The 12432-nt window shown below is 62.3% G+C and carries 10 protein-coding genes and 1 pseudogene; 5 read left to right on the top strand and 6 right to left on the bottom strand.

The window, feature by feature from the left end; all coding sequences use genetic code 11:
* The first annotated feature begins 3 nt into the window (after positions 1-3).
* The 5 genes from truB to BLS08_RS18590 all read left to right on the top strand — a co-directional run bounded on the left by truB (position 4) and on the right by BLS08_RS18590 (position 4572).
* The gene (gene truB / locus BLS08_RS18570) at positions 4-924 is read left to right on the top strand and encodes a tRNA pseudouridine(55) synthase TruB (protein ID WP_004424396.1); all 921 of its coding nucleotides are present in this window, start codon (positions 4-6) and stop codon (positions 922-924) included.
* Positions 925-1094: 170 nt separating this feature from the next.
* Entirely contained in the window at positions 1095-1364 is a 270-nt protein-coding gene (gene rpsO, locus BLS08_RS18575; protein WP_004424394.1) for a 30S ribosomal protein S15, read from the top strand.
* Between the two features lie 171 nt (positions 1365-1535).
* Complete coding sequence (gene pnp / locus BLS08_RS18580) at positions 1536-3641, top strand: polyribonucleotide nucleotidyltransferase (protein ID WP_090337138.1); 2106 nt, start codon at positions 1536-1538, stop codon at positions 3639-3641.
* Positions 3642-3963: 322 nt separating this feature from the next.
* Positions 3964-4317 carry a BON domain-containing protein gene (locus BLS08_RS18585; RefSeq protein ID WP_017675327.1) on the top strand — a complete coding sequence of 118 codons (354 nt, stop codon included), beginning with the start codon at positions 3964-3966 and terminating at the stop codon, positions 4315-4317.
* Positions 4318-4374: 57 nt separating this feature from the next.
* Positions 4375-4572 carry a CsbD family protein gene (locus BLS08_RS18590; protein WP_017675326.1) on the top strand — a complete coding sequence of 66 codons (198 nt, stop codon included), beginning with the start codon at positions 4375-4377 and terminating at the stop codon, positions 4570-4572.
* Positions 4573-4788: 216 nt separating this feature from the next.
* Here BLS08_RS18590 and BLS08_RS18595 read toward each other — a convergent pair whose 3' ends face one another.
* The 6 genes and pseudogenes from BLS08_RS18595 to acs all read right to left on the bottom strand — a co-directional run bounded on the left by BLS08_RS18595 (position 4789) and on the right by acs (position 12348).
* Positions 4789-5091 (bottom strand): DUF2845 domain-containing protein, encoded by a 303-nt coding sequence (locus BLS08_RS18595; RefSeq protein WP_090337139.1) that lies wholly within the window; start codon positions 5089-5091, stop codon positions 4789-4791.
* 13 nt (positions 5092-5104) lie between these two features.
* A complete protein-coding gene (locus BLS08_RS18600; RefSeq protein ID WP_004424376.1) occupies positions 5105-5413 on the bottom strand; it encodes a DUF2845 domain-containing protein in 309 nt (102 codons plus the stop codon).
* A pseudogene (locus tag BLS08_RS18605) lies at positions 5410-8278 on the bottom strand (DUF748 domain-containing protein). Before BLS08_RS18605 ends, BLS08_RS18600 begins: the two are co-directional and overlap by 4 nt.
* Positions 8279-8380: 102 nt before the next feature.
* Positions 8381-9397 carry a class I SAM-dependent rRNA methyltransferase gene (locus tag BLS08_RS18610; RefSeq protein WP_090337141.1) on the bottom strand — a complete coding sequence of 339 codons (1017 nt, stop codon included), beginning with the start codon at positions 9395-9397 and terminating at the stop codon, positions 8381-8383.
* A gap of 70 nt (positions 9398-9467) precedes the next feature.
* Entirely contained in the window at positions 9468-10340 is an 873-nt protein-coding gene (locus BLS08_RS18615) for an oxygenase MpaB family protein (protein ID WP_090337143.1), read from the bottom strand.
* Positions 10341-10410: 70 nt separating this feature from the next.
* Positions 10411-12348 (bottom strand): acetate--CoA ligase, encoded by a 1938-nt coding sequence (gene acs, locus BLS08_RS18620; RefSeq protein ID WP_090337145.1) that lies wholly within the window; start codon positions 12346-12348, stop codon positions 10411-10413.
* Positions 12349-12432: the final 84 nt, after the last annotated feature.

A 12432-nucleotide genomic window follows, 5' to 3' on the forward strand; every position in this document is an offset into this window, starting at 1 on the left:
GGCGTGGCGCAGGTCAAACGTATTCGCCGCAAGGTCGACGGCATCATCCTGCTCGACAAGCCGCACGGTTTCACCTCCAACGCCGCGCTGCAAAAGGTGCGTTGGCTGCTCAATGCCGAGAAGGCCGGTCACACCGGTAGCCTCGACCCGTTGGCCACCGGTGTGCTGCCGCTGTGTTTCGGTGAGGCGACCAAGTTCTCCCAGTATCTGCTCGACGCTGACAAGGGCTACGAGACCGTCGCTCAGTTGGGTGTCACCACCACCACTGGTGATGCCGAAGGCGATGTTATCGAACGGCGCCCGGTGACCGTCGGTCGCGCCGAGATTGAGGCGCTGTTGCCGCGTTTTCGCGGTGAAATCAAACAGATACCGCCGATGTACTCGGCCTTGAAGAAGGACGGTCAGCCACTCTACAAGCTGGCTCGTGCGGGTGAAGTAGTGGAGCGCGAAGCGCGTTCTGTTACTATTGCGCGCCTGGAACTGCTGGCCTGCGAAGGCGAGCAGGCCCGTCTGGCGGTTGATTGCAGCAAAGGCACCTATATTCGTACGCTGGTCGAGGATCTCGGCCAGTTGCTCGGCTGCGGTGCACATGTCGCCGAGTTGCGCCGTACCAAGGCCGGCCCGTTCGACCTGACGCGTACCGTGACGCTGGAAGAACTGGAGGCTGCACACGCCGAAGGTGGTAACGAGGCGCTGGATCGCTTCCTGCTACCGGCCGATAGCGGTCTGCAGGACTGGCCGCTGCTGCAGTTCTCCGAGCACAGTGCGTTCTACTGGTTGCAAGGGCAGCCGGTGCGAGCGCCGGAAGCACCGAAGTTCGGCATGGTGCGGGTGCAGGATCACAATGGTCGCTTCATCGGCATCGGTGAAGTGAGTGACGATGGGCGTATCGCCCCGCGTCGATTGATTTATACCGGTGCGTAGCACCGAACGGTTCGGCCGAGATGGCTGAAGGCCTGATGCTGACGACGTCGTCATCAGGTGCTGCGAGGGTGGCTGTTAGTAGGCACGGTCATACCTCTTTTTAAAACACGGGAAGCGATTCCCGGCCTATTGAGACTGCTTCGGCAGTTTCCAGATGAGAGGAAGCCAACATGGCACTCAGCGTTGAAGAAAAAGCCCAGATCGTTAACGACTACAAGCAAGCTGAAGGCGATACCGGTAGCCCGGAAGTGCAGGTTGCCCTGCTGACCGCCAACATCAACAAGCTGCAAGGTCACTTCAAGGCCAACGGTAAGGATCACCACAGCCGTCGTGGTCTGATCCGTATGGTTAACCAGCGTCGTAAGCTGCTGGACTACCTGAAGGGTAAAGACACCAGTCGTTACAGCGCCCTGATCGGTCGCCTGGGCCTGCGTCGTTAATAGACGCGAGCTGCACAAGTTGGAAGCTGGGAGTTCGGCGTCGCGAGTGGGGAGTGATCCTCACCTCGTGGCGCTGGGCTTCCAGCTTTTGGCTTTTCGAGGGATGCATCGGGTCCGACTCCCGCGCTTCTTTCCAATTTCCCCCAAGGCAACAAAGAGAAGGAAAACACCGTGAACCCGGTAATCAAGAAATTCCAGTTCGGTCAGTCGACCGTTACCCTCGAGACTGGCCGTATCGCCCGTCAAGCCTCCGGCGCAGTGCTGGTCACCGTTGACGACGACGTCAGCGTGCTGGTCGCCGTAACCGGCGCCAAGACTGCCGACCCAAGCAAGGGCTTCTTCCCGCTGTCCGTGCACTACCAAGAAAAGACCTACGCTGCCGGCAAGATCCCGGGTGGTTTCTTCAAGCGTGAAGCGCGTCCTTCCGAGAAAGAAACCCTGACCTCGCGCCTGATCGACCGTCCGATCCGCCCGCTGTTCCCGGAAGGTTTCCAGAACGAAGTGCAGGTCATCTGCACCGTGGTTTCCACCAGCAAGAAGACCGATCCGGACATCGCTGCGATGATCGGCACCTCGGCCGCTCTGGCCATCTCCGGTATCCCGTTCAACGGCCCGATCGGTGCCGCGCGCGTCGCCTTCCACCCGGAAACTGGCTACCTGCTGAACCCGAACTACGAGCAGCTCAAGGCTTCGAGCCTGGACATGGTCGTGGCCGGCACCAAGGACGCCGTGCTGATGGTCGAATCGGAAGCCAAAGAGCTGACCGAAGACCAGATGCTGGGCGCCGTGCTGTTTGCCCATGAGGAGTTCCAGGTGGTCATCCAGGCTGTCGCCGAGCTGGCTGCCGAAGCCGGCAAGCCGACCTGGGACTGGCAGCCGAAGCCGGAAAACACCGCACTGCTGAACGCCATCCGTGGTGAGTTCGGTGACGCGATTTCCCAGGCTTACACCATCACCATCAAGCAGGACCGCTACGCGCGTCTGGGCGAGCTGCGCGATCAGGTCGTGGCCAAGTTCTCCGGCGAAGAAGGTCAGCCTACTGCCGGTGAAGTCAAAGAAGCCTTCGGCGAGATCGAATACCGCACCGTGCGCGAGAACATCGTCAACGGCAAACCGCGTATCGATGGTCGTGACACCCGCACCGTGCGTGGCCTGAACATCGAAGTCGGCGTACTGGACAAGACCCACGGTTCGGCGCTGTTCACCCGTGGCGAAACCCAGGCGCTGGTCGTGGCTACCCTCGGTACCGCCCGCGACGCACAGCTGCTGGACACCCTCGAAGGCGAGAAGAAAGACCCCTTCATGCTGCACTACAACTTCCCGCCGTACTCGGTCGGTGAGTGTGGTCGCATGGGCGCCACTGGCCGCCGCGAAATCGGCCACGGCCGTCTCGCCCGTCGTGGCGTTGCCGCTATGCTGCCGAGCGCTGACGAGTTCCCGTACACCATCCGCGTGGTATCGGAAATCACCGAGTCCAACGGTTCTTCCTCCATGGCTTCGGTCTGCGGTGCTTCCCTGGCCCTGATGGACGCTGGTGTGCCGATGAAGGCGCCGGTTGCCGGTATCGCCATGGGTCTGGTGCTGGAAGGTGAGAAGTTCGCCGTGCTGACCGACATCCTCGGCGACGAAGATCACCTGGGCGACATGGACTTCAAGGTAGCCGGTACCGCCAAGGGCGTCACCGCGCTGCAGATGGACATCAAGATCCAGGGCATCACCGAAGAAATCATGGAGCAGGCGCTGGAGCAGGCGCTGGAAGCTCGCCTGAACATCCTCGGCCAGATGAACCAGGTTATCGCCCAATCGCGCAGCGAGCTGTCGGCCAACGCGCCGACCATGATTGCGATGAAGATCGACCAGGACAAGATCCGCGACGTCATCGGTAAAGGCGGCGCGACCATCCGTGGTATCTGCGAAGAAACCAAGGCTTCGATCGACATCGAAGACGATGGCTCGATCAAGATCTTCGGTGAAACCAAAGAAGCTGCCGAAGCTGCTCGTCAGCGCGTTCTGGGCATTACCGCAGAAGCCGAGATCGGCAAGATCTACGTCGGCAAGGTCGAGCGCATCGTCGACTTCGGCGCCTTCGTCAACATCCTGCCGGGCAAGGACGGCCTGGTGCACATCTCCATGCTGAGCGATCAGCGCGTGGAGAAGGTCACCGACGTGCTGCAGGAAGGCCAGGAAGTGAAGGTACTGGTGCTGGACGTGGACAACCGCGGCCGTATCAAGCTGTCGATCAAGGATGTAGCTGCTGCCGAGGCCTCTGGCGTCTAAGCACGGTTCGCCTGTTCGAACGAGAGGGCTCCTACGGGAGCCCTTTTTTGTGCGCGATCGTCAGGGTTCGTCATTGCCGACCTGAGATGCGACTGCGATGCATGCATGCGTTCACTCGGTTATCGGATCATGCAAATTGCCCGAGAGTTTTTTTGCGACTCGGCGAAATGCAATCAAAAGCATAATGGTGATTTTATTTAAGTGTTTGTTTTTAAAGTATTTAATTTAATTTAAAAACCTGGCACAGGCCCTGCAACAGTACTGGTGAACCTGCAACCAGGAGTTGGTTTGCAGATTGTCTGGAATGTACAGGAGTCGAATTATGAAACAGCCAATCAACCGTTTTGCCGCTACCACCCTGACCGCTGCCGTGCTGAGCATGTCGCTGGCCTCGGCAGCCTTCGCCGCAGAGCCGACCATGCTGGCGGCCAATGACACTGTGGATAAAGCCGAGCAGGCGGTATCCGACACCTGGATCACCAGCAAAGTGAAGTCCACCTTCGTCGCTGACTCGAACCTTAGCGCGCTGGACATCAAGGTCGAGACCAACCAGGGCGTGGTTTCCCTGTCCGGCGTGGTCGCTACCGACGCCGAGCGTGATCTGGCTATCGCCAAGACCAAGGAAATCGAGGGTGTGCGTGACGTGTCCGCCGATGCCCTGAAAACTGCTGACTGATAGCCGAGCCGGCCGGGCTGGTGCCCGGCCCCACCTTCTGTCACTGGGAGAATGACCATGAATAGCGACATCATCAAAGGCAAATGGAAGCAGCTCAGCGGTCGCATGAAGGAGCGTTGGGGCAACCTGACCGATGACGACCTGGACGTCGCCGAGGGCCACAGCGAATACCTGGCCGGCAAGCTGCAAGAACGTTACGGCTGGACCAAGGAAAAGGCCCAGCAAGAGCTGCGCGATTTCAGCGACAAGCTCTGAGCACGGATTGCCGGGTAAGGATGCCCACAGGTACGGACAGTTTCAGAAACGGATGTATTTTCAGCACGGATGGCTACAGGCAGGACGCCTGATCAGCACGGATAGCGACAGGCATGGATGCGCGAAGGCCCCGCCGGTGTGACCGGCGGGGCCTTGATTTTTTGTGCCGGGTGTTCGAGATGCTTCAGGAACGTGCGCCCTGCATGCAGTGTTACGTCAGCTACCGCGCTTGCTGCGGACTTCGGTCAGGCGGCCGCCCTCGAAGCGTAGAAAGTGGTACATGCCGCTTTTCGGGCCGTAGACCCACTCCTCGACACTCACCTCGTTGCGAAAACCGTAGCTATCGACCACTTCCTTGTAACCGAGAAAATCGCGGCTGGAAGGTTCACCACATTTGTTCAGCACCTCTGCGGTGGGTGCTGTCTTGCTGACCAGGGCGCTACCGCAGCGATAGGTGGAGGACGCCTCGGCCATCAGGGGCAGGCAGAGCAGGCTGAACAGACAGCTGAGTTTGCGCATGAGAACCTCCTGTTCAGCGTTCGCGACGACGTTCGATGGCGGTCAGACGGTTACCCTCGAAGCGCAGGATGCTGAGCATGCCATTGCTCGGGCCGTATACCCATTCCTCGATCATGTACTCACGACGGTCATAGGAGCCCAGGGTGTAGCCGACCGGGTCACGGTGCACCGGCGCGCCACATTTGCGCTCGACCTCGAACGGACGGTCGCCAAGGCTGACTAGGGTGCTGCCGCAACGCAGCGTGTCGGCCTGCGCGCTGATGCTGATCAGGCCGGCAACCAGGGTAGTGAGCGTGATGATGGATAAGCTGCGCATGATCATTGGCTGTCCAGGTGCAGGGTGGTGAGCACGCGACCGTCGGCTTCTGGCTCACCCAGGTTGGCATCGATCAGGTAGACACGTTCATCGTACAACCCGCCTTGTTCAACCAGATAATCCTTGATCGTTGCAGCGCGTTGCTGAGCCAGTTGGCGCAGCAGCAGCTTGCTTTGCGCCCAGGAGTCCAGCACCGCCTTGCGCATGTTCTGCTGGCGCTGCTCTTTGTCCGGCCGGTGGCTGCTGCTTGAGGCGGGTGCGATAGATGCCTTCGAGCAGGGCGGCCTGTTCGTCCTCAGCGACCGTTAGCTCATCGGGACTGGCCGGTACCCTGTCACCACGGCGTTGCAGCACCTTGTACCAGGTTTCGCGAAATTCGCGCTGCAGGCGCTGCTCGGCCAGCAGCGGGCCGTCGGCATTCTGTGCGGCCTGGCCTTCTACCTCCAGACGCAGATTCGGGCGCTCCTCAAGCGCTTTGGCCAGCGTGTCCAGGGCCTGGCGCGCGTCGCCCTGCAGCTCCGCAGAGCCGGCGACGAACGGCACGGTGCTGAGGTCGACATTGCTGCCACCGACCAACCCGGCGATGAACTTGAACGGCGCCTGGGCCGAGCGCAACACCAGATTGCGCAAGGTCTGCCAGACGATGGGCATGACGCTGAACTGCGGATTGTTAAGATCACCCTGTACCGGCAACTCGATGGCGATACGGCCCTGGGTGTCCTTGAGCAGGGCGACTGCCAGGCGAATCGGCAGGTCGACAGCATCCGGGCTGTCGACACGCTCGCCCAGTTGCAGGTTCTCCACCAGCACCTTGTTCTCGGCATTGAGCTGGCCTTTCTCGATGCGGTAGTGCAGGTCGAGGTTGAGGCGACCCTTGCGGATGCGATAGCCGGCGAACTTGCCGGAATAGGGGGTGATGGTGGTCAGCTCGACATTCTTGAAGCTGGTAGCGATATCCAGGCTGTTGAGCGGATCGAATGGCGTCAGCTTGCCCTTGATGCTCATTGGCGCGTATCGGTCGACCTTGCCCTGGATATCGACGCTGGCGGCTTGCGGCTTCTGGTTGTCGAGTACACCGATGCGCCCGTTCATTTGCTGAACGGCAGTGGCGAAGCTGGGGGTCAGGCTGAAGTCGGCGAAGTTGGCCGAGCCGTCATTGATGGCTACGCCACCGATGCGGATAGCCAGTGGTTTGCCCGCATCGGCCTTGCTCTCGTTCGGCGTCGCCGGCTGCGGTACGATCAGTTCGCTGACGTTGGTGGTCAGGTCCTCGTTGATCACGAAGCGTGCATAGGGCTGATCCAGCTCGACGCGTTCGATGGCCAGGCTTTCACCGTGACGATAGTCGAGACCACCCACCCTTAATTGCTTCCAGCGCACGAAATCGCGTTCGCGCAGAGTATCCAGGGTATGCAGCTGATCGACCTTGGCGTTGCCGGTGACGCTAAGTGCCAGCGGTTCGGTGCTCTTGAGTTGCACGTCGAGGTCGCTGCCGAGCAGGCCACTGCGCAGTTCCAGGTGAATGAATGGGCTCAGGTAGGCTTGTGCCACGCGCAGGTCGATGTCCTGGGTGGCGACCTTGAGTTGAGCGCTGGTCGGGCTCAGTTGTACGTTGCCGGCTGCCTGCAGCTTGCCCTGTTTGCCCAGGCCGCTATCGAGCCTGAGGTCGAAAGGTTTGTCGCCCAGGCTGTCGAAATTCTTCAGATCCAGGTTCAGTGGGCCGACCTCCACCGCCACTTCTTGCTGCGGCACGCGGTCGGCCAAGTGAGCCTTGTAGTCGCGCAGCTGCACATCCTGCAGCAGCACTTGCCAGGGCTTGCTATCGCCGGCTTGCGACGCTGGCTCGGCAGTCTCGCTACTGGCGCTTTCGGGTTTGGCGAGCAGCTTCTGCCAATCCAGCTGGCCGTCGGCTTCGCGCGCCGCCCAGGCTTCGAGGCCCTGGCTACGCACCTGGCCGATCACCACCTGCTGCTTGGCCAGGTCGAGGCTGGTGTTGTCGATATCCAGGCGTTGCAGGCGTACCAGCGGTTTGCCTTGCGGGTCGTCGATGGCGAAGGGGGCCAACTGCACCTTGACCTTGCTCAATTGCAGCTCGGTACCGCTGGAGAGGTCTAGGCGATAGTCGCTGCTGAGGTCGACCTGGCCTTCCTTGAGCACCAGTGGCAGTGCGTCGCGCACGTAAGGCCAGAAGGTGCTCAGGCGGCCATCGCTGACGCTCAGGCTGCCGCTGGAAGTGATGGGCGTCAGGCTGACCTGGCCGCGCCAGTCGATCTGCGAGCCGTGCGGGCCACTGGCGGTCATGGTCATTTCGGCGTTATCGCCGGCCAGGGTGCTGAGATTGTGCAATTTAAGATCGAGCGCGTCATAGGCGAACTCCACGGCCTCGCTCGGGCGCAGGTCCTGGAAGCGCAGTGACTTCTCACGCAGACGGATGCTGTCGATGCGCAGCGGGAAGGGCTCGCTGCTCTCTGTCTTGGGTTCCGCCTGACTTTCCGGCAGATGGAACAACTGGGTGAGATTGAGCGTACCGTCTTTGGCGAAGAGTATTTCGGTGCGCGCACCGTCCAGCTCGACGTCACTCAGGTGCAAGGCACCGCTCCACAGGCTGTCACTTTGCAGGTTGGCGTAGAGGCGCTGGAAGCTCAGCTGCTCCTGGCCACTCTCGCCGATACGCAGGCCCCACAGGCTCAGCTCGAGGGTGAAGGGGTTGAGCTGCACACGCTGCAGCGAGGCCGGCAGCGTGGCGTACTGCGCCAACTGCTGATTGGCGATGCGCAGGGCGATGCCCGGCAGAATCAGAAAGCCGATCAGGCTGTAGAGGAAAACGGTGATCAACAGTGCGCTCAGCGCGCGCTTCAGTCCTTTGGGCATGGCTTGGCGTCATCTATCCAGACGAGGAGACGACTTGGAGTATGGCACGGCGGTTCAGTTCTGGTCGTTATCGCTGCAGTGAGATTGCGCGTAAGTCCCGGTTCAGAGGTGCAGGATCAGGGTTTTCAGCGGCGGTTTGGCGTCTTGCGAAGGGAAGTCGGGTGCAGGAGCGATGACCTGGCAATCCTGCACCTGGCGGCCGAGCTTCTCGGCGCAGCGCAGCACTTGCGTGCGCCAGTCGTTCATCTCCACCTTTGCCAGGTTGTTGCAGCACACCAGGGTGCCGCCTTCGGCAGTGGCCAGCAGCGCCGGTTTGAGCAGGCTCTGGTAGTCGCGCAGCAGGTCGACGGTGCCAAAGGCGCTCTTGGCCCAGGCCGGCGGGTCGAGGAACACCAGGTCGAACTGGCGCGGTTGCAGGCGCGGATAGCTCGGCAGTTTCTGTCCTCGGCGGCTGCTGATCGGTAGATCGGCCAACTGACGAATCGCCGGAAAATAGTCGGACTGGATGAACTGCATGGCGGGCAATTCGGGGTTGAGCGCGCCGTTCTCGCGGCCCACGGCGAGGTTGCCCTGGGCGAAGTCGAGGTTGATCACCTCGCGTGCGCCGCCCGCTGCGGCGCATAGACCGACGCCGCAGGTATAGGCGAACAGGTTGAGCACGGACTTGCCGGCGCTGTTGGCTTTGATCCAGCCACGGGCGTTGCGCAGGTCGAGAAACAGCAGCGGGTCCTGTCCGGCATGACGACCGCGTACGCGGTAATTCAGCCCCCATTCGTGGCCGACCATATCTTCCAGTGCTGCATCGTCGGCCAGGAACAGTGCCGGGTCGCGATCGATCCGCGAATTGCCCTTGGAGCGGTCGTTATAAACCAACAGCAGCGGCTGCCCCAGACAGGCTTCGACACTGCCGACGATGCTGTGCAGATCGCTGGCCTCAAGCGGTTGATGAAAACTCTGCACCAGCAACTGCGGACCGTAGCGGTCGACGGTCAGGCCTGGCGCGCCTTCCTGCGTGCCATGGAACAGGCGATAGCAGTAGGTGTCTTGCGAGTGCAATTGGCTAAGCAGGTTTTCACGGTCGTCGAGGGCGGCGCGCAGCGCCTGATCAAGAGCGGGCATGCGCGGCATCTCGGGGTAGGAAAGAGTGGCAGTTTATCAAGAAAAGCCGCTGCCCGAGGGAGCGCTCGCCTTATGAGTCAGGCAACAGACGGCGACGGGCGCGCTGCGCGGCGCTGTTGCGTACGGCCCAGCGCAGCAGGTTGGCGGTACGCTGCACGCTGGCGCGGATCAGCGGGCGGCGCCAGGCGGCCTGGTGTTCGCCGAGCAGGTCGCTGGCCCAGTCCGGCAGCAGGTCGACACCGGCCTGCATCATCAGGCCGCCGAAGGGCTTGGCGAGCAGGCTGGGCATCGGCGCGTCGTACAGCAGGCGCACCACTTCGCGCGTGCGCGCATCGCAGAGCAGCTGCGGGCGCATGCGTTGCAGATAATCGGCGATGGCCTGCGCCGATTTGGGCACGTCCTGCGCGCCGAGGCGCTCGGCGATCAGCGCCACTTCGCGGTAGTAGCGATCCTGTTCGGCCTGCGGCAACTGCGGGTCGACGTAGCGCAGGTAGCCGGCGAGGAACTGGCTGACCTCGGAGACATGCACCCAGGTCAGCAGTTCGGGATCGCTGGCGGCGTAAGGACGGCCATCCGGCGCATGACCGACCACCTGCAGGTGGATGCGGCGCACCTTGTCGAGCAACTGTTCGGCATCGTGCAGGCCGCCATAGGTGGTGCCGGCGATGAACAGGCTGGTGCGGCGCAGGCGGCCGAGCATGTCCTGGCGAAAGGTGGAGTGATCCCACACGCCGGCGAGCGCTAGCGGGTGAAGCATCTGCAGGAGCAGGGCGGAGATGCCGCCGACCATCATCGCGGTGAAGTCGGCGTGGACTTTCCAGACCATCGACTCGGGGCCGAACAGGCCGGCATCACCGCGCGGCTGGTCGAGGTCGAGTACGCCCAGCGAGGCGCCGGTGAGGCTGTGCACCTGTTTTTCGATCTGACGACGTAGGCTTTCCATGGCGCGCAGTTTCGGCGCTTGGCAGGCACAAGACAAGACGCGCCCGGCCCTTTCAGGCCGGGCGCGAGGCTCAGCGGTTGAGGCGCTGATCGATCAGGCTGTCGACCACGCTCGGGTCGGCCAGGGTCGAGGTGTCGCCCATGTTCTCCAGCTCGTTGCAGGCGATCTTGCGCAGGATACGGCGCATGATTTTGCCCGAGCGGGTCTTGGGCAGGCCCGGCGCCCACTGGATCAGCTCCGGCTTGGCGAAGCTGCCGATCTCCTTGCCGACCAGGGCCAGCAGGTCCTTCTTCAGCTCGTCGGACGGTTCCTGGCCGTTCATCAGGGTGACGTAGGCGTAGATGCCCTGGCCCTTGACGTCGTGCGGGTAGCCAACCACGGCGGCTTCGGCCACCGCATCGTGCAGCACCAGCGCGCTCTCCACCTCGGCGGTGCCGATGCGATGGCCGGAGACGTTGATCACGTCATCCACGCGGCCGGTGATCCAGTAGTAGCCGTCCTCGTCGCGGCGTGCGCCGTCACCGGTGAAGTAGTAGCCGGGGTAGGGCTTGAAGTAGGTGTCGATCATGCGTTGATGATCGCCGTAAACGCTGCGGATCTGGCTCGGCCAGCTGGCCTTGATCGCCAGCACGCCGGCGCCCGCACCAATGATCTCCTTGCCCTGCTCGTCGAGCAGCACCGGCTGTACGCCGAAGAAGGGGCGGGTGGCCGAGCCGGGCTTGAGGTCGGTGGCGCCGGGCAGCGGGGTGATCAGGATGGAGCCGGTCTCGGTCTGCCACCAGGTGTCGACGATGGGGCAGCGCGTATCGCCAACCACATGGAAGTACCACTCCCAGGCTTCGGGGTTGATCGGCTCGCCCACCGTGCCGAGCAGACGCAGGCTCGAACGCGAGGTGGCCTTGACCGGCGCCTCGCCTTCGCGCATCAGCGCGCGCAGGGCCGTGGGAGCGGTGTAGAAGGTATTGACCTGATGCTTGTCGATCACCTGCCAGAAGCGCGAGGCGTCCGGGTAGTTGGGCACGCCTTCGAACATCAGGGTGGTGGCGGCGTTGGCCAGCGGGCCGTAGACGATGTAGCTGTGCCCGGTGACCCAGCCGACATCGGCGGTGCACCAGTAGATGTCGCCCTCGTGGTAGTCGAACACGTACTTGTGGGTCATCGCCGCGCCGAGCAGGTAACCGCCGGTGGTGTGCAGCACGCCCTTGGGTTTGCCGGTCGAGCCCGAGGTGTAGAGGATGAACAGCGGGTCCTCGGCGTCCATCGGCTCGGCCGGGCAGTCAGCCTCGACTTCCTTGAGCGCCTGGTGATACCAGAGGTCACGGCCTTCCACCCAAGCGACATCGCCCTGGGTGCGTTCGACTACTACCACGGTGGAGACGTCCGGGCAGCTTTGCAGAGCCTTGTCGACGTTGGCCTTCAGAGGGATGTACTTGCCACCGCGCACGCCTTCGTCGGCAGTGATCACCGCACGGCAATCGGCATCGAGAATGCGATCGCGCAGGGCATCAGGAGAGAAACCGCCGAATACCACCGAATGCACTGCGCCAATGCGCGCGCAGGCGAGCATGGCGTAGGCCGCCTCGGGAATCATCGGCATATAGATGCACACTCGGTCGCCTTTCTTCACGCCACGGCTTTTCAGCACGTTGGCCAGGCGGCTGACGTTGTGATGCAGCTTGTTGTAGGTGATGTGCGCCGATTCGGCCGGATTGTCGCCTTCCCAGATGATGGCGATCTGCTCGCCGCGCTGTTGCAGATGGCGGTCGATGCAGTTGTAGGCGACGTTGAGCTGGCCGCCCTTGAACCACTCGGCGCGGCCCTGTTTCAGGTCGCTGCTGTGGACCTGGTCCCAGGGCTTGAACCAGGTGAGGAAGGCCTTGGCCTGCTCGGCCCAGAAGGTATCGGGCTGCTCGACGGACTGCTGGTACAGGCGCAGATAGGCGTCGTTATCCAGGTGTGCACGCTGGCGCACCGCGTCGGCCACGGGGTGACGGGTGATCTCGAACATGGCGGGGTCCTTGTAATTGTTTGTCCGCAACAATCACAAGGGTGCACCCAAGCAGGTGCTTGGTTCAAGGGGGGATATTCGGGG

Origin of the sequence: Ectopseudomonas chengduensis, assembly GCF_900102635.1 — a bacterium.
Lineage (GTDB): Bacteria > Pseudomonadota > Gammaproteobacteria > Pseudomonadales > Pseudomonadaceae > Aquipseudomonas > Aquipseudomonas chengduensis.

What these genes read in the sequence shown, in the direction of transcription:
- rpsO (WP_004424394.1), top strand. Translation starts at nt 1,095, where the DNA reads ATGGCACTCAGCGTTGAAGAAAAAGCCCAGATCGTTAACGACTACAAG.
- BLS08_RS18585 (WP_017675327.1), top strand. Translation starts at nt 3,964, where the DNA reads ATGAAACAGCCAATCAACCGTTTTGCCGCTACCACCCTGACCGCTGCC.
- BLS08_RS18590 (WP_017675326.1), top strand. Translation starts at nt 4,375, where the DNA reads ATGAATAGCGACATCATCAAAGGCAAATGGAAGCAGCTCAGCGGTCGC.
- BLS08_RS18595 (WP_090337139.1), bottom strand. Translation starts at nt 5,091, where the DNA reads ATGCGCAAACTCAGCTGTCTGTTCAGCCTGCTCTGCCTGCCCCTGATG.
- BLS08_RS18600 (WP_004424376.1), bottom strand. Translation starts at nt 5,413, where the DNA reads ATGATCATGCGCAGCTTATCCATCATCACGCTCACTACCCTGGTTGCC.
- BLS08_RS18610 (WP_090337141.1), bottom strand. Translation starts at nt 9,397, where the DNA reads ATGCCCGCTCTTGATCAGGCGCTGCGCGCCGCCCTCGACGACCGTGAA.
- BLS08_RS18615 (WP_090337143.1), bottom strand. Translation starts at nt 10,340, where the DNA reads ATGGAAAGCCTACGTCGTCAGATCGAAAAACAGGTGCACAGCCTCACC.
- acs (WP_090337145.1), bottom strand. Translation starts at nt 12,348, where the DNA reads ATGTTCGAGATCACCCGTCACCCCGTGGCCGACGCGGTGCGCCAGCGT.